This window comes from Mycobacterium sp. 155 (genome assembly GCF_000373905.1).
GTDB lineage: Bacteria > Actinomycetota > Actinomycetes > Mycobacteriales > Mycobacteriaceae > Mycobacterium.
Genome location: NZ_KB892705.1, coordinates 3,152,796 through 3,169,122 on the forward strand (window position 1 = coordinate 3,152,796; position 16,327 = coordinate 3,169,122).

Sequence of the window (16,327 nt, forward strand, 5' to 3'; positions counted from 1 at the left end):
AACCTCGGTACGTAGGCGGGCCAGGTAGGGCGCTCGCCACCGTACCGCTTCAGCCTGCCGTGGTGATCGAGTCGTCGGTAATGCCTGCCGCGCGGCGTGCGGCCAACCTGCGCTTCTGCGGCTCGATCGTGTAACGCGGGTCCTTGGCGGAATGGATGCCGGCTTCGAATACACCGAAGCGGGTCAGTGCCGAAGCCGCCAGCAGCGCCAGGCCGGAGGCCGCGGCGACGAGGCGGTTACGCCCGCCGAGCACCGCGCCCAGACCGCCTGCGGCGGCCAGTCGTTCGGCCCACCGCAACATCTCGCCGGCCGAACCGTGATGCAGCGGCTCGGCGGCAACCGGATCCATACGGCGCTCCATGAGCTTCATCGCCGTGATGTCCCCAACCACACCGAGGGCCGCCAGGGTGCGCGCCGGCCCCGTCTCAGCCACCGGCGTGGTGATCATCGCGAGCCCGGCAGAGGCCAGGCTTGCAGAGCTGACGAACACGAACGGCAGGTCCCGGTGGGCGTCGTTCCACGTCGGGTTCGCGGTGTCGGACAACAGCACCGCGGTGTAGACGGCCAGCGGTGCCGCGAACAGGCCTGCCTCCAGCCCGGCCGGTCCCTCGACGAGTCGCAGGACCGGTCGCAGCGGGCCCAGCGGCAGCCGCTCCCCCGACATGCGGTCCACTTCGGCTACCGCCGCGACGCCGATACCGCCGCTGAACGCCGAGAGGATCCACGACCCCACGCTCATCGGTGAGGTGATCTTGAAGGTGCGCATCATGTTGTAGAAGCGGTCCGGGCGGCCGAGATCCAAGACCAGCGCGATCGCGCCCAGGATGACCGCGCCCAGAGCACCCAGGCGGGCGTTGCGGCGCAGCCGGCGCCGACCGGTCAGCTGGGCCCCGAGCCCCAACAGCCCCGATCCACCGGCGACCCCGCCGAGGAACAGGTACGCGGCCACTTCATGACCCCATGGCGGCGGTTTGATCACCGGATGGCCGTAATAGGAGGTGAATTCGACCTCCGGCACCATGATCATCTCGCGGGCACCGTCACCCCCGGTGTCCATCCCACCGCGGCGCCGACGGCCCTTCTTGCCGCCGATTCGCCGACGAGCGGGCTCTGGCGGCCGGTAGCTGTCGAACTCCGACTGGGTCATCGGTGCTGTCTCCTCTTCGCGCAAGCGCTCATCGCAGTTATCTCCTCTTCGCGCGAGCGCTCATCGGCGCCCTCCCCGGAGGAACGAAAACGCCGCTGCCGCAACCATTCCCAGCGCCGCGATCCCGGCCCGCTTGTACATCGTCATCAGATCGGCGGTGCAGACGCGCGGATCCGGCGGCAGGCCGTACACCTCCGGCTCGTCGAGCAACAAGAACACCGACCCGGTGCCGCCGACGCCGTCCAGCTCGTTCGCGCCGTACAGCCGCGCCTCGGTCATACCTTGGGCGTGCAGCTGAGCGACTCGCTCGCGTGCCTCGACGACCATGTCGTCATGGTTGCCGAACTTGATAGAGGTGGTCGGGCAGGTTTTCGCGCACGCCGGTGTCTGGTCGTCGACCAGCCGGTCGTAGCACAGCGTGCACTTCTGCGCGATACCGCGTCTGGGCACCTCGGGCTGCTCACCCTTGCGTTCGCCCTGCCGGGTGGTCGGCGCCATCGTGCCGTCGCTGCGGCGCTCGACCACCCCGAAGGGACAGCCCGCCACACAGGTGCCGCAGCCGTTGCAGACATCATGTTGGACCACCACGGTGCCGAACTCGGTGCGAATCATCGCGCCCGTGGGGCATACATCCAGGCATCCCGCGTGCGTGCAGTGCTTGCAGACGTCGGAGGCCATGAGCCAGCGGAACTCCGGGGTGTCGGGCGGGGTGGTGTCGACCGCCGCCGGCTCAGGAGCGCCGATGGTCGGCATCCCGAGGCCGACGAGAGCGCGGCCGGATTCCCGGGCCGCCTCGATCTTCTCGCGACCCTGCTCGATGAACGCGACGTGCCGCCACGTGCTGGCCCCGAGCGAACCGGTGTTGTCATACGACATCCCGAGCAGCTCAAGATCGCCGTCGCGGGGGTTGCGGTTCCATTCCTTGCAGGCCACCTCGCACGCCTTGCAGCCGATGCAGATCGAGGTGTCGGTGAAGAAGCCCTTGCGTGGTTGTATGTCCGCCCATCGCGCATCCGCAGCTGGATCGGTCGGCCCTGCCAGCTGGCCCATCAGCCGGCCTCCCCGGGATCCACCGCTGCCCAGTCAGTCACCATCGTGACCAGCCTTCCTTGTTGGGATCATCTTGCTCGGCAGGCGGATCGATGATCTCGCGCGTCGGGTCGGTGATTCTCTCATTGTCGGTCTCGATGGTCACCCCGGAGCGCGCTTGGTACTCCTCGACCAGCCGCAGTAGCTCGGCGCCCTGCGGGCGACGGCCCGGCTGAATGTCGCAGGAACCAACCTTGCATTCCTGGATCTGCACATTGGGATCCAGCGTCAGGCCGATCAAGTCGTTGACGGCGTCGCCGCTGACCACCGCGTCGCTGCCCACTCCCCAGTGATACGGCAGCCCGATCTGATGCACTGTGCGGCCGCCGATGGCCAGAGGGGTCATCCGTTCCGTGACCAGCACCCTGGTCTCGATGGCCGCCCGTGGCGAAATGATGGTGGCCCAGCCGTACGGCTCCAGACCGCGCTCGGCAGCCAGTTCCGGGGACACCTCGCAGAACAACTCGGGTTGCAGCTCGGCGAGGTACGGCTGCCAACGGCTCATCCCGCCCGCGGTGTGGTGTTCGGTGAGCCGATAGGTGGTGAACACGTAGGGGTAGACGTCCACGCCCGGGTGACCGGCGCTCGGCGCACTGAAGTTGTCCGTGCGCGCAAATATCACCCGTGCGGGGCTCTGCTGCTGCGGGTAGAGCGCGTTGGCCACCGGCGACTCCTGCGGCTCGTAATGCGTGGGCAGCGGGCCGTCCACCATGCCGGTCGGGGTGAACAGCCAGCCCTTGCCGTCGGATTGCATCACGAATGGGTCATCGCCGGCGAGCGCGTCTGGACCACCCAGCGCCGGGTCAGGGCGGCTGCCCGGGGCCCGGTCGATCGGGAAGTCGGGCACGTCATCACCGACCCAGCGGCCCTGCTGTTCGTCCCACCAGATGTATTTCTTGCGCTCACTCCACGGCTTACCGTCCGGGTCCGCCGACGCACGGTTGTACAGGATCCGCCGGTCAGCCGGCCAGGCCCAGCCCCACTCGGACTGGCTCGGCCCGGAGCCGCCGCCGGGCACCCGGCGGGCCGCCTGGTTGATGCCGTTGGCGTACACGCCGGTATAGATCCAGCAGCCGCCGGCGGTGGACCCGTCAGCGCGCATCTCGTTAAAAGTTGACAGCGGCTTGCCGGCATCAGGGCCGGTCAGGTGGCTCCCGTTGATCTCGGCCAGCACCGCCACCGGATCCGGCTCGCCGTGCTCATCGGTGGGATAGTCCCAAGTCAGATCGATCAGAGGCCGGTCGCGTTCGTCGGTCGAATCGGCCAGCTTCTCCTTGATCCGCCGGCCCAGTTCGAAGAAGAACTGCAATTCGCTCTGGCATTCGCCCGGCGGCGCGACCGCCTGGTGGCGCCACTGAAGCAGCCGCTGGGTTTGGGTGAACGAACCGGCCTTCTCCACGTGCGTCGCAGCGGGCATGAAGAACACCTCGGTCTCGATGTCCTCGGTGCGCAACTCGCCGGACTCGATCTCAGGGCCCTCCTTCCACCAGATCGCCGACTCGATCATGTTGAAGTCACGCACGACCAGCCACTTGAGGTGCGCCATGCCCAGTCGCTGCATCCGGCCGTTGGCCGATCCGACGGCAGGGTTCTGCCCCAGCAGGAAATAGCCCTCCACCTGGTCGGCCAGCATGTCGGCCACGGTCTGATACGTGCCGTGCGCGCCCGTCAGGCGTGGTAGGTAGTCGTAGGCCCAGTTGTTGTCCTCGCGGGCCGCGTCACCCCACCACGCTTTGAGCAGGCTCACGGTGTAGGCGTCGGCGTTGGCCCAGAAGCCCTTCTGCTTCTTCGAGCCGATTGCGTCGATGTACTCGCGAAAGTGGTCATGCGTGCCCGCGACGGGCATGGGCAGGTAGCCGGGGAGCAGATTGAACAGCGTCGGTATGTCGGAGGCGCCCTGAATGCTGGCGTGACCACGCAGGGCCATGATTCCGCCGCCCGGGCGACCCATGTTGCCGAGTAGCAGCTGCAGGATCGCAGCCGTCCGGATGAACTGTGCGCCCAGGGAGTGCTGGGTCCAGCCGGTCGCGTAGGCGAAGCAGGTGGTCCGCTCGCGGCCGGAATTCTCGGTTACCGACCGGGCCAGGTACTCGAAGTCGTCGAGGCTGATCCCACACATGTCCCGCACCATCTCCGGGGTGTAGCGGGAGTAGTGCCGTTTGAGGATCTGGAACACCGTTCGAGGGTCCTGGAGAGTGTCGTCCCGAACTACCCGGGCGTGCTCCAGTGGCGGACCGCCGCTGCCGTAGGCGTCGCCCGGCGCGGCTGACGTACTGGTGCCATGGTGATGGCCGCCGCCGGAGGATTCGATGCTGCCGCCATCCTGCTCGGCGTACGCCCATGTCGACGGGTCGTACTTGCCCGTCTCGGGGTCGAAGCCGGAGAACAGACCACCGAGGTCTTCGGTGTCCCGGAAGTCCTCGTTGATCAGGGTCGCGGCGTTGGTGTACGCGACGACGTACTCCTTGAACCACAGGTCGTGGGTGATCACATAGTTGATCAGGCCGCCCAGCAGCACGACGTCGGAGCCGACCCGGATCGGAATGTGCTTGTCGGCTACCGCGCCGGTGCGGGTGAACCTGGGGTCGACGTGGATGATCCGCGCGCCTCGGGCCTTCGCCTCGGAGATCCACTGGAAGCCCACCGGGTGTGCCTCAGCGGCGTTGCCGCCCTGGATGACGATGCAATCGGCGTTCGCCAGGTCTTGCAGGGTCTGTGTCGCGCCGCCGCGACCGAACGAGGCTCCCAAACTGGGAACCGTGCTGGAGTGTCAAATACGGGCTTGGTTCTCGATCTGGATGGCACCCGCGGCCGTGAAGAGCTTCTTGATCAGATAGTTCTCTTCGTTGTCCAGGGTGGCGCCGCCGAGCGACGCGATGCCCATGGTCCGGCGCAGCAGGTTGCCCCGCTTGTCGATCTCCTGCCAGGTGTTGCGGCGCGACTCGATGAAGCGGTCGGCGATCATCTCGGTCGCGGTGTCGACATCAAGACGCTGCCACTCGGTGGCACGGGGTGCGCGGTAGAGCACGTGGAGCTGGCGTCCGGCGGCATTGACCAACTGCTCGCTCGCCGAGCCCTTGGGGCACAGCCGGCCACGCGAGATCGGCGAATCCGGGTCGCCCTCGATCTGCACAACCCTCTCGTCCTTGACGTACACCCGCTGACCGCAGCCCACCGCACAGAACGGGCACACGCTCTGCGCGACGCGATCAGCGGTCGACGTGCGCGCGGTGATCTCGCGAGTCAGCCGTGACGCCACCGCGGGACCGCGGCCCAACAGGTCACCCGAGCGGAACTGCCGCAGCACGGGCCACTCGAGAAAGAACTTCGGTCCTGCCATGGATACGAGGCTAGTACGGCGACGGCCGCTCGTCGGCCTGATTCCGCTTCAGCCCTTCTTGGCCGGCGTCTTCCTCGGACTCTTCTTCGTGGACTTCTCTTCGTCGGCCTGTCCGTCCGCAGCCGCCTGGGTTTCATCGTCGGCGGTGCCCTCTGCCCCGCCGGGGCTGACCGTCTCGATCACCAGACCGTTCGCATCGGCGTCGACCCGGACCGTATCACCAGGGCGCACAGTGCCTTTCAACAACAGCCCGGACAGCTTGTTGTCCAGCTGACGCTGCACGGTGCGGCGCAGCGGCCGGGCCCCGAACTTGGGATCGAAGCCTTCCTCGGCGAGCCAGTCCTCGGCCTTGGTGGTCACGTCGAGCTCGATGTCCTGGGCGTGCAGGAGCCGCCGCGTACCGTCCAGGATGAGCTCGATGATCTGGCGCAGCTGCGCCTGGTCGAGCCGGTGGAACACGATGGTCTCGTCGATGCGGTTGAGGAACTCCGGCCGGAACCGGGTGCCCAGCAACTCCATGAGCTTCGGCGTGATCTTCTCGACGTCCCCGTCGGGTGCGTCGAGGATCAGATCTGAACCGATGTTGCTCGTCAGGATCACGATGGTGTTCTTGAAATCCACTGTGCGGCCCTGCGCGTCGGTAACCCGACCGTCGTCGAGCAGTTGCAGCAGCACGTTGAACACATCCGGGTGCGCCTTCTCGATCTCGTCGAACAAGATCACCGAATACGGTTGGCGCCGAACCTTGTCCGTGAGCTGACCGGCATCCTCGTAGCCGACGTAGCCGGGAGGCGAGCCGACCAGCCGCGACACGGTGTGCTTCTCCTGGAACTCGCTCATGTCGAAGCGGATCATCCGGCCCTCGTCGCCGAACACCGCCTCCGCCAGCGCCTTGGCCAGCTCGGTCTTGCCGACCCCGGTGGGCCCGAGGAACAGGAACGAGCCGATCGGGCGGTTCGGATCGGCCAGTCCGGCACGCGAGCGTCGCACGGCCTCGGCGACCGCGGTCACGGCGTCCTCCTGCCCGATGACGCGGTTGTGCAGCACATCTTCCAGCGCCATCAGCTTGTCGCGTTCCTCGGCGGTCAGCTCGGTGACGGGGATGCCCGTCTGCCGCGACACCACCTCGGCGATGTCGACGACGCCGACCTGCGGTTCGGCGCCGGCCTCGATCTCACCGACCTGCTCCTTGGCGTTCTCGATCTGCTGAGCGATCTCCTTCTTGAGCTCGTTGGCCTTCTCGAAATCCTCGGCGGCAACTGCAGCGTCCTTCTCACGGTTGAGCCGGGCCAGCTGCTCCTCCAGCGATTTCGCGTCGGCACTGGGCGTCTTGGTGCGCAGCCGCACCCGGGCCCCGGCCTGGTCCATCAGGTCGATCGCCTTGTCGGGCAGGAACCGGTCGGTGATGTAGCGATCCGACAGTTCGGCCGCAGCGACCAGTGATTCGTCGCTGAAGTGCACCTGGTGGTGCTCCTCGTACACATCGGCGAGCCCACGCAGGATCTCGATGGTGTCGTCGACGGACGGCTCGGACACCATCACGGGCTGGAACCGCCGCTCCAGCGCAGCGTCCTTCTCGATGTAGCGCCGGTATTCGTCGATGGTGGTGGCGCCGATGGCGTTGAGATCACCACGCGCCAGGGCCGGCTTGAGCAGGTTGCCGGCATCCATCGATCCGTCACCGGTCGAACCGGCACCGACGATGGTGTGCAATTCGTCGATGAACACCACCAGCTCGTCGGAGTGGTCCCGCACCTCGTCGAGGATCTTGGTGAGCCGCTCCTCGAACTCTCCGCGGTACTTGCTCCCGGCGACCAGCGACCCGACGTCCAGTGCCACGACGCGCCGGTCGGCCAGGGTCTTGGGCACGTCGCCGTTGACGATGCGCTGCGCGAGGCCCTCGACGATCGCGGTCTTGCCGACTCCGGGGTCACCGATGAGGACGGGATTGTTCTTGCGCCGACGCGACAGAATCTCCACGGTCTGCGAGATCTCGTCGGCGCGACCGACGACCGGGTCGAGCTTGCCGGCGCGGGCGTCGGCGGTCACGTCGCGGGCGTACTGGTCGAGCGTGGGGGTGTCGCTGGCGGGCTGCTGCTTGCCGGACGACGCGGCCCGCAGACTGGGTGCGCCGGCGAGGACCTTGGTGGCCGCGGTGTCCGGCGTCGCGGCGATACCGAGCAGGATGTCCTCCGGGCCGACGTAGCTCTGCCCGGCCTGGGCGGCATGTTGCTGCGCGACGCGCAGGGCACGTTTGGCTGCCGGGCTCAGCGTCGGCGTGTCGCCCGAGGCGTCACCGCGTCCGACCGCCGCCTTCATCTGATCGGCCACTCGATCCGGGTCCAGTTGCAGGCTGGCGATGGCGTCGCGGGTCGGCTCGTTGGTCGCGGCGGCATAGAGCAGATGCTCAGCGGTGATCTCCGGATTTCCCCATTCCACGGCGGCGTCGCGCGCCGCTCCGACGAGTTGCTTGGCGCTGTCCGTCAAGAGCCGGCCGAGGTCGACTTGCTGTACGGGCGGCCGCGAGCGCCCACCCGGACCGAAGAACCTCTGGAACACATCATCGAAGAAGTCGTCGAAATCACTCATCGGAGAAGCTCCTCACCATGGTCGATGTGAGAGGGAAGGGAGATCTCGATCGATCATCCCTCGATCTACTGGTCTGCGCTGCCCGGACTCGTCGAGCCGTCGGCGGTGTAGGACCTAGCGCCGGTACCTGCCAGCTGACCGCCCTCGACGATGAGGTACTCGTCGCGGATGTCGCGGCCGGCGAAGAAGTCCTCCAGGATCTCGCGGGTTCCCGCGGCGTACCGTGCCTGCGCCGACAACGTCGTTCCCGAGACATGCGGAGTCATCGCCTCGTGCGGCATGGTCCGCCAGGGATGGTCGACAGCCGGTGGCTGCGGGAACCAGACATCCCCCGCGTAGCCGGCCAGCTGGCCGGACCTCAACGCCGCGACGATGTCGTCCCGCACTGTGATCTCGGCGCGGGCGGTGTTCACGATGTACGAGCCGCGGCGCATCGTGCTGAGCAACTCGGCGTCGAACAGGTGATAGGTCTGTGGGTGCAGCGGTGCGTGGATGTCGACGATGTCGACCGACCGGACCAGCGACTGGACGTCGGGGTGATAGGTCAGACCGAGTTCCTCCTCAACCTCGGCCGGCAGCCGGCGCGTGTCGAAGTAGTGCAGCCGCACGTCGAAGGGCGCAAGACGCCGCAGCACCGCCTGCCCGATACGGCCCGCGGCGATCACCCCGACATCCATACCTTCGAGGTCGTACGCGCGCTCGACGCAGTCGGCGATGTTCCAGCCGCCGTTGGTCACCCACTCATGCGACGGCAGGTAGTTGCGCACCAGCGCGAGGATCTGCATCACGGCGTGTTCGGCGACGCTGATGCTGTTGCAGAAGGTCACCTCGGCCACCGTGATACCCGCTTTGATCGCGGCGTCCAGGTCGACGTGGTCGGAACCGATCCCCGCGGTGAGCGCAAGCTTGAGCCTAGGCGCCTTGGCGATGCGCTCCGCGGTGAGGTAAGCAGGCCAGAATGGTTGGGAGATAACCACATCCGCGTCCGGAAGTTCCTTCTCGAACACCGAATCGGGGCCGTCCTTGTCCGACGTCACGATCAACTCGTGCCCCTCGGCCTCCAGATACTTCCGCAGCCCCAATTCGCCCGATACGCAGCCGAGCAGATGACCGGGGGTGAAATCGATGGCAGATGGACTGGGCAGGGTCTGACCGTCCGGGTATGCCTCAAGGATGGGGATGGAGTCCCGCGCATAGACCGGCGGATACCCGGTCACGGGGTCGGGGTACAGCACGCACAGGATCTTGGCCATCATTACTCCCTGTCGGCGAACGGTTTTGTCGGGGAATTCGGACAGTTACAGCCTGTTCCCGCGACCGCGATCGCGTCCAAGACCTGCCTCCGACCGCGTGATAGGCAGCGTCGATCAATAGCCGACAAGCTGCATCGATAGGCATCACCGATCAACGGCTCGGAACTTCCGCTTTGACGCCCGCCCTCCGGTTGGGCAGCCTGATTACTGTTGTCCGTCAATCTTTTTCACCGGATCGGAGTGAGCCATGCGCACCGTCGAGGTGTACACCCGGGTGCGCATCGCCATGACCCCGCCGATGGGCGATCACCGCCCGGCGTTGCGCGTCGCGCTCGGACTGGCCGTTCCCGGCGTCGCACTGCTGTGGGCCGGGCGCCCCGACCTGATCATCTACGCGGTGTTCGGTGCGATCACCGGAATGTACGGACGGGTCGAACCACGAAAACGGCGGCTCACAGAACAGACCCAGGGCGCCGTGATCCTGACTCTCGGCGTGGCCATCGGTGTCGCGCTGGCCGACTCCCACGTCGCACCATGGGTTCTCGTCCTCGCCGCCGTGGTGTTCGCGGCAGTCGGTTCGGCCGCGACGGATCGCCTCGCACTCAGACCCGCAGGCCCGTTCTACGGTCTGTTCGCCCTCGGAGCGGTGGCCACAGTCCCTGCGGGCCGGGTGTCGCCGTGGACCGGGATATTCATATGTGCCGCAACCGCTTTGCTGTGCATACTGCTCGGCGTTCTCGATGCGACCCCCGGATCGGAGCCGCGGTCATGCATTCGGATACCGGATAACCGCGACGTGCTGATCCACGCGAGCCGCTACGCGATCGCCATCACGGCGGCCGGGACAGCCGGCCTGTTCCTGGGTGTCGACCACGCCAACTGGGCGATGGCCGCCGCTGCCGGTCCGCTTGCCGCCGCCGACACCAGCGGGCGCATCCGGCGCGGTATCCATCGCCTCGGCGGAACCTTTGTCGGCCTCGTTGTGGCCGCGGTCGTGCTCATCCCGCAACCCAGCGAGTACGTGCTGGCGATCTGCCTGATGGCGCTGCTGTTTCCCACCGAGCTGTTCATGGCGCACCACCACGCGGTTGCGCTGGGATTCTTTACCCCGCTGATCATGCTGATGACCGATCTCGCCCAACCCGCCGAACCACTCGCGCTGCTCACCGATCGTGGTATCGACACCATCATCGGCGTCGTGGCCGCGATTGTGGTCGCGCTGATCATCAAGGAGCCGACGCCGGAGCAGCCCATGGCGACATGACCGCTACCCGTCAGTTGTCGACAGCATCGGAGTCCGTCAGGCCAGGAGTCAATCTCAGCGCGTAAGCGGCGGTAGCCAGTTGGGCGACGCCTGGTGGATCCATCAGTGAACGACCGGTGAGTTCGTGTAACCGGCGTAGCCGGTACCGAACGGTATTCGGATGACAGTGCAGAAGTTTCGCGGCCGATTCGGCCGATCCGTCGTTCTCGATGTAGGTGATGAGCGTGTCGAGTAGCACGCCGCCATCGTCATGCGACAGCTCCAGCACCGGCCCGAGAACCAGGCGCACGAGGCGTCGCGCCTCGTCGGGTGTGCGCGCGAGGAGAGCCTCCAACGGATTCGCGGTGAAAACGCGTACATCGCGCGTGCCCGGTGCGAGCATGGCCAACGCCGACCTCGCCAACTGCAGTGAACGTGGCGTATCGGCCAACGACCGGTATTCGGGGCTCACGCCGGTTCGCGCAGTCGCGGACCGGCGCATCACGGTGATCGCCTCAGCGTGCTGGTCCGCCCGTAGGGCAACCACACCGAGTTGTAGCGCCGGGGTCAGACGCCAGGCCGAGGCGACACCGTGCTCGGCGAGACGACGTTCGATACCGGGAAGGCTCTCCTCGGCGAGGCCCTTGGTGTCCGCGGCGACGACGACAAACGTTGCGTCGGGCGGCAGGTCGAGGAGGGTGGCCGCCTCCGCCGGGCCGCCGTCCGGGCTCGGGTGGCCGGTGAACAACGCTTCGACCAGAGCCGACCGGCGCTGCTGGCGTCCCACCAGCAGCTCGGCTGTCGTGGCGCGGTAGGCCTCGGTAAGTGCTACCGCATGTTCGTCGGTCAGCTGCCAGATCGTGCTGGCCGCAGCCAACAGGGCATCGGTGTCTTGCTGGTGCGCAGCACACCGGGCCCGGGCAACCAGCGCTTCCCACAGCGTCGAAAAACTGACGCGGTACGCGCGTAGGACCTCCGGTAACGGAACACCTTGCTGCGCCCGGCGACGACCCGTTGCGGCCGGGACGGTGAGATCGACATCCGTGTCTGGGTGCGCCACCGCACTGAGGACGAAGTGCAGGTTTTGCGTGATGGACTCGCGAAGCTCCCTCGAAGAGACGAGATCTCCCGTGCGGTACAGCGGAATGCGTTCGATTGTGGCGACATAGGCCTGATCGACGAGATCGGCAAGACGGCTCTGGGCCCACGATGCCAGTTCCGCGATCCTCGCCTCGTTCACTTGACCTCACTCACAGGTCGGCCAGGACGCCGGCCTCGCTGATGGCGCTGCGCCGGCGCGGCCAGCAGGATCAACCGTACCGAGTCGCTGACCGATCGCCGATACAGCGGCAAATTCAATGGTGCGGGCCTCGGCGTGTCGTGACCCTTGAGGCTCAAGGCGCTGCGCGCCAATACCGGAACAGGACCCGGGCCGTCACGACAGCCTCGCCGTACTTACGGGAGTCGTCGGCGACTAGGGGGTTGTCACCCTCGATCCACCACCCGCCGCAGTACGGCCGGATGGCCCGTTTGACCACGAGCAGATCAGGCCGGCTGTTGAACCGCGCGATCACCACGTCACCAGGTCGTACCCGCCGCACCCGGTAGACCACGAGCGCGTCGCCGTCGCGCAACGTCGGCGCCATCGACGGACCGGAAACTCCGACGGTGAACACCCGCGACCGCACCCAGCCGATACCCGCTGTGGCGACGAGCGTCGCAATCACCTTCACGCTCCGCGGCCAGGTCACGACCGAACCGTACGCGACCAGGTCCGGATTGCCGCAAGGCACGTTTGCCACTTCGCCAGCCTGGTCAGCAGGTGCAGGAGTAATGTCGCAGCAAGGAGTCGACGCAGCGACGGTCGATCCGCTCTGTGCGTGGGCTACCTACCCGCACAGCAGTTTTCATGTTGGTACAGGAGAGAGTCATATGCGACTGCCGTTCTTCCTCGCCCCTCGCGTCATTGCCAGTGCACACTGCGATCTGCCTTGCGGTGTGTACGACCCGGCCCAGGCGCGGATCGAGGCCGAATCAATCAAGGCCATCGCGGAGAAGTACCAGGCCAATGAGGACCCCGAGTTCCGCACCCGCTCGCTGATCATCAAGGAACAGCGTTCGGAACTGGTCAAGCACCACCTCTGGGTGCTGTGGACCGACTATTTCAAGCCGCCCCACTTCGAGAAGTACCCCCAGCTGCATCAGCTGGTGAACGAGGCGACCAAGCTTGCCGGCGCGTCCGGTACCAAGGGCTCGGCCGACCCCGAGGTGGCACAACAGCTCCTCGACAAGATCGATGAGATCGCCAAGATCTTCTGGGAGACCAAGAAGTCCTGATCCGATCTGTCGTCACGCACAATCGGGTTTGAGTTCAAGCACAGACCTCGCCGGTTGATCCGTCTGCAGCCTCGCCTGCGCAATAGGCTGCAGACGGGTCAACCGGATCGGGGACACAGCATGGGTGACGTGACGATCAGCGCGAAGACGATCGGAAATCCTTCAGGGGGCATGGCCGACGATCCCTGGCTGGCCGGCCACCCGGCCGAAGGAGAACGTGTCGCCATCTTCGCGTACACCGTGACGAGCGTTGACGGGGTGTCCGAGGATATCCGCACCTATCACGTGGCACCGGTGGACACCGCGCGAGAGGGAGCGCTCACCCAGTCGTCACCGCAACCGCAAGGCGTCACAGTGCAATGGACGGGGTGCGGCACCGGCACAGTGGTCCGACCGGCAGCAGTCGTACTCGGCCACGAGCGGCTGACCGACGATCCCGACCGCGCCGACGCGATGGTGCAATGCGAAGTCCAGCCCGACGACCCGCGAATCGTCCAGGCTTAGAACCAGACCGGAGGCCATCTCGGCTGGATGAGCGCTCCTCCGCCACGCGAAGCACACTGGCCCGTCGGTGCGATCTTCACCGTCGGGCATTCGACATTACCGATCGAGGCCTTTGTCGACCTGCTGAAGAGCTACGGCATCGAGCGACTCGCGGACATCCGCACGATTCCGCGTTCGCGCCATAACCCGCAGTTCAACGACAGCGAGCTATCCGGCAGCTTGAGGGCCCACGGCATCGAATACATGCCGCTGCCGGCGTTGGGTGGCCTGCGGCACACCCGAAAGGATTCACCCAATACGGGGTGGAAGAACAAGAGCTTTCGCGGCTACGCCGATTACATGCAGACCGAGGCGTTCCAGCACGCGATCGAAGCGCTGATCGTGCTCGGCCACGAAAAGCCCACGTGCATCATGTGCGCCGAAGCAGTGCCGTGGCGCTGCCACCGCTCGTTGGTCGCCGATGCGCTCTACGCGCACGGTGTTCCCGTCGTGGAGATCTTGTCCGCCACCGACTATCGGATGCACAAGCTCACCCGTTTCGCGCAGGTCCACGGCACGTCGGTGTCCTATCCGCCTGAGCAACAGACGCTTCTCTGATGTGCCGCAAACGTTCCCGTCATTTGTCGGCGACGTCGCCCCGCAACCAACGCCACCCTGCAACGACGAGCGCTGGACCGACCGAAACGACTTCCTGCCACATCGACGGTAACTCCGGATGGGTACGCCAACGATCCGGCTCTGCGGGCTGCGTCGGCTCAACCATGAGTACCTCCTCGTCGAATACGATCCGCGCTGGTGGAGGTTCCAGTCTGTTGCGATGGACCCGACGGCGTCCAAGACGTGATTTCGAATGATCGATAGGCGATACCGATCAGTGCTCAAGCTTCGTCAGCGCCGAGCCCTTGTGCATCGCGATGTGGTCGGTCTTGTCGCTCTTGATTTCATACTGAGGCTCGTCCGGGCTCGCGTGGTGGGTGTAGCCCTTGTAGTCCACGTCCTGAGTGTGGACCTCGATGACCGTGCCGCTGACCCGCCCGGCTTCGGAATTCCAGGCGACATGATCACCGACACTGAAACGGTGGCTAACGGAGGCGACGCTCTTCCTCCTTCTCCAGACGTTCGCGTTCTGCCTCGCGACGCTCTTCCTCCTTTTCGATCGCTTCCTCACGTTCATTCTTATTGGTCATGAATCCGAGCGTACTTCGCTGCGCCGAGTATCCGGTCTCGGATTGTGATGGCTAACAACCACTTTTGTCTGCGCCGACAGCACATTGGACGGGCTGGGCACCATCGTCGGGCCGTGCGTATCGTCGGGTCAGGCCCTCGGCGCGCGAATGAGGAGACGACAGATGGCGACACCGGAGCGCAGCGGCGCGGTGCAACCGCAACCCGTACTGATGCCGGTGACCCCCGCCGCGGCCTTTCTGGTGGCGACCATCGACGTGGGCGGCGAGGCCGCCGTGCATGACGCGCTCGGCAATCTGTCCGGGTTGGTCCGGTCTGTGGGATTCCGCGACCCGGCCAAGCATCTGTCGATGGTCACCTCGATCGGCTCTGCCGCCTGGGATCGGCTGTTCGGCGGGCCGCGCCCTGCTGAGTTGCACCCTTTCATCGAACTCGACGGACCGCGGCACCGCGCCCCGGCCACGCCGGGTGACCTGCTCTTCCACATCCGTGGGGAAAGCATGGATGTCTGCTTCGCGCTGGCGGGCCATGTCCACAATGCGATGTCCGGCGCGATCACGGTGGTCGACGAGGTGCACGGCTTCCGGTTCTTCGACAACCGGGATCTGCTCGGATTCGTCGACGGCACCGAAAACCCCGGCGGTGCACTGGCAGTCAGTTCGACCGCCATCGGGGACGAGGACCCCGACTTTCGCGGCGGCAGCTACGTGCACGTGCAGAAGTACCTGCACGACATGACGGACTGGGATGCGCTGTCGGTGACAGAACAGGAACGTGCGTTCGGGCGCACCAAACTCGAGGACATCGAATTCCCCGACGCCGACAAGCCGCGCAATTCCCACCTGGCACTCAACGTCATCACCGACGACGACGGCACCGAACTCAAGATCGTCCGGCACAACATGCCATTTGGTGAGGTGGGGCGAAAGGAATCCGGTACCTATTACATTGCGTACGCTCGCACTCCGAAGGTCACCGAACGCATGCTGCGCAACATGTTTCTGGGCGATCCACCCGGCAACACGGACCGCATCCTGGATTTCTCCACCGCCGTCACCGGCGGTCTGTTCTTCACGCCCACAGTCGATTTCCTCGACGATCCACCGCCACTGCCACGGGGTGCCACACCGGACAGCGAATTGTCGATCGGAAGCTTGAAGGGAACCACGCAGTGAACAACCTGTGCCGAAAACCGCGTCGACACCGGTAGGTCAGCTGCGGAACCGGTCCGCGATGGCCGAGCGGGGCAGCTCACGCGGACTGGGATGCGTGACGATGATCCGCTCCGAGTCCGGGCCGCACGCGTCCACAAAGGTCAGCCCCGTCGCGGCGTCGGTATGGACGTAGGTCGCCGGGTCGTACGCCTGTAGGCGTTGCGTGATCTGTTGCAGGTCAGACTCACTGTCGGTGGACCACACCAGGTGGTGCACGCCGAGCACCCCGTTGCCGCGCACCACGAAGGGCTCCTTGGCGTGCAGATAGATCTGGAAACCCTTGGAGGTCAACAGCAATGCCATGTCTTCGGAGTGCACAGCAACCTGGCACGAGAAGATATCGCGGTAGAACGCCACTGACTGGTCCAGGTCGGTCACCCGCACGACGCAGGACGTGACCGTCACGTTGATCTCGTTGTCCATGCG

14 protein-coding genes and 1 pseudogene are annotated in these 16,327 nt (G+C 65.9%); 5 read left to right on the forward strand and 10 right to left on the reverse strand.

Annotated features, from left to right (window positions below; genetic code table 11):
* Positions 1-49 precede the first annotated feature (49 nt).
* The 5 genes from nrfD to B133_RS0115165 all read right to left on the reverse strand — a co-directional run bounded on the left by nrfD (position 50) and on the right by B133_RS0115165 (position 9,418).
* Positions 50-1,147, reverse strand: coding sequence for an NrfD/PsrC family molybdoenzyme membrane anchor subunit (gene nrfD / locus B133_RS0115140; protein ID WP_026256473.1), 1,098 nt, complete (start codon positions 1,145-1,147; stop codon positions 50-52).
* A 60-nt stretch (positions 1,148-1,207) separates the two neighbouring features.
* A complete protein-coding gene (locus B133_RS0115145) occupies positions 1,208-2,197 on the reverse strand; it encodes a 4Fe-4S dicluster domain-containing protein (RefSeq protein ID WP_018602277.1) in 990 nt (329 codons plus the stop codon).
* Positions 2,198-2,234: 37 nt separating this feature from the next.
* Positions 2,235-5,576, reverse strand: coding sequence for a formate dehydrogenase (gene fdh, locus B133_RS0115150; protein WP_157625881.1), 3,342 nt, complete (start codon positions 5,574-5,576; stop codon positions 2,235-2,237).
* 48 nt (positions 5,577-5,624) lie between these two features.
* Positions 5,625-8,165: an ATP-dependent Clp protease ATP-binding subunit gene (locus B133_RS0115160; RefSeq protein WP_018602282.1), complete on the reverse strand. Its 2,541-nt coding sequence runs from the start codon at positions 8,163-8,165 to the stop codon at positions 5,625-5,627.
* 65 nt (positions 8,166-8,230) lie between these two features.
* A complete protein-coding gene (locus B133_RS0115165) occupies positions 8,231-9,418 on the reverse strand; it encodes an NAD-dependent formate dehydrogenase (RefSeq protein WP_026256474.1) in 1,188 nt (395 codons plus the stop codon).
* A 247-nt stretch (positions 9,419-9,665) separates the two neighbouring features.
* Between B133_RS0115165 and B133_RS22850 the strand changes: the two genes are divergently transcribed.
* Positions 9,666-10,682 (forward strand): FUSC family protein, encoded by a 1,017-nt coding sequence (locus tag B133_RS22850; protein ID WP_018602286.1) that lies wholly within the window; start codon positions 9,666-9,668, stop codon positions 10,680-10,682.
* A 10-nt stretch (positions 10,683-10,692) separates the two neighbouring features.
* On the opposite strand, the gene B133_RS0115175 is transcribed toward B133_RS22850, so the two are convergent.
* On the reverse strand, positions 10,693-11,901 hold the full coding sequence (locus B133_RS0115175; RefSeq protein ID WP_018602288.1) for a CdaR family transcriptional regulator: 1,209 nt from the start codon (positions 11,899-11,901) through the stop codon (positions 10,693-10,695).
* A 154-nt stretch (positions 11,902-12,055) separates the two neighbouring features.
* Positions 12,056-12,412 carry a S26 family signal peptidase gene (locus B133_RS22855; RefSeq protein WP_232423306.1) on the reverse strand — a complete coding sequence of 119 codons (357 nt, stop codon included), beginning with the start codon at positions 12,410-12,412 and terminating at the stop codon, positions 12,056-12,058.
* Positions 12,413-12,593: 181 nt separating this feature from the next.
* On the opposite strand from B133_RS22855, the gene sodN reads away from it, so the two are divergent.
* The 3 genes from sodN to B133_RS0115195 all read left to right on the forward strand — a co-directional run bounded on the left by sodN (position 12,594) and on the right by B133_RS0115195 (position 14,099).
* Positions 12,594-12,998 (forward strand): superoxide dismutase, Ni, encoded by a 405-nt coding sequence (sodN, locus tag B133_RS0115185; RefSeq protein ID WP_018602292.1) that lies wholly within the window; start codon positions 12,594-12,596, stop codon positions 12,996-12,998.
* 120 nt (positions 12,999-13,118) lie between these two features.
* On the forward strand, positions 13,119-13,502 hold the full coding sequence (locus tag B133_RS0115190; RefSeq protein WP_018602294.1) for a hypothetical protein: 384 nt from the start codon (positions 13,119-13,121) through the stop codon (positions 13,500-13,502).
* A 27-nt stretch (positions 13,503-13,529) separates the two neighbouring features.
* The gene (locus B133_RS0115195) at positions 13,530-14,099 is read left to right on the forward strand and encodes a DUF488 family protein (protein ID WP_018602295.1); all 570 of its coding nucleotides are present in this window, start codon (positions 13,530-13,532) and stop codon (positions 14,097-14,099) included.
* Between the two features lie 19 nt (positions 14,100-14,118).
* Here B133_RS0115195 and B133_RS24460 read toward each other — a convergent pair whose 3' ends face one another.
* Together B133_RS24460 and B133_RS22860 are read right to left on the reverse strand one after the other, a co-directional pair.
* Positions 14,119-14,265 (reverse strand): hypothetical protein, encoded by a 147-nt coding sequence (locus B133_RS24460; protein ID WP_157625883.1) that lies wholly within the window; start codon positions 14,263-14,265, stop codon positions 14,119-14,121.
* Positions 14,266-14,373: 108 nt separating this feature from the next.
* Positions 14,374-14,577: pseudogene (locus tag B133_RS22860) on the reverse strand (DUF2945 domain-containing protein); the annotation flags it as partial.
* Between the two features lie 274 nt (positions 14,578-14,851).
* Here B133_RS22860 and B133_RS0115210 point away from each other — a divergent pair.
* Entirely contained in the window at positions 14,852-15,862 is a 1,011-nt protein-coding gene (locus B133_RS0115210; protein WP_018602298.1) for a Dyp-type peroxidase, read from the forward strand.
* A gap of 36 nt (positions 15,863-15,898) precedes the next feature.
* Here B133_RS0115210 and B133_RS0115215 read toward each other — a convergent pair whose 3' ends face one another.
* Positions 15,899-16,324, reverse strand: coding sequence for a VOC family protein (locus B133_RS0115215; RefSeq protein ID WP_018602299.1), 426 nt, complete (start codon positions 16,322-16,324; stop codon positions 15,899-15,901).
* Positions 16,325-16,327 lie beyond the last annotated feature (3 nt).

Excerpts from the sequence above, each read along its gene's own strand:
- nrfD (WP_026256473.1), bottom strand. The coding sequence starts at position 1,147 with ATGACCCAGTCGGAGTTCGACAGCTACCGGCCGCCAGAGCCCGCTCGT.
- B133_RS0115145 (WP_018602277.1), bottom strand. The coding sequence starts at position 2,197 with ATGGGCCAGCTGGCAGGGCCGACCGATCCAGCTGCGGATGCGCGATGG.
- B133_RS0115160 (WP_018602282.1), bottom strand. The coding sequence starts at position 8,165 with ATGAGTGATTTCGACGACTTCTTCGATGATGTGTTCCAGAGGTTCTTC.
- B133_RS0115165 (WP_026256474.1), bottom strand. The coding sequence starts at position 9,418 with ATGGCCAAGATCCTGTGCGTGCTGTACCCCGACCCCGTGACCGGGTAT.
- B133_RS22850 (WP_018602286.1), top strand. The coding sequence starts at position 9,666 with ATGCGCACCGTCGAGGTGTACACCCGGGTGCGCATCGCCATGACCCCG.
- sodN (WP_018602292.1), top strand. The coding sequence starts at position 12,594 with ATGCGACTGCCGTTCTTCCTCGCCCCTCGCGTCATTGCCAGTGCACAC.
- B133_RS0115190 (WP_018602294.1), top strand. The coding sequence starts at position 13,119 with ATGGGTGACGTGACGATCAGCGCGAAGACGATCGGAAATCCTTCAGGG.
- B133_RS0115195 (WP_018602295.1), top strand. The coding sequence starts at position 13,530 with ATGAGCGCTCCTCCGCCACGCGAAGCACACTGGCCCGTCGGTGCGATC.
- B133_RS24460 (WP_157625883.1), bottom strand. The coding sequence starts at position 14,265 with ATGGTTGAGCCGACGCAGCCCGCAGAGCCGGATCGTTGGCGTACCCAT.
- B133_RS0115210 (WP_018602298.1), top strand. The coding sequence starts at position 14,852 with ATGGCGACACCGGAGCGCAGCGGCGCGGTGCAACCGCAACCCGTACTG.
- B133_RS0115215 (WP_018602299.1), bottom strand. The coding sequence starts at position 16,324 with ATGGACAACGAGATCAACGTGACGGTCACGTCCTGCGTCGTGCGGGTG.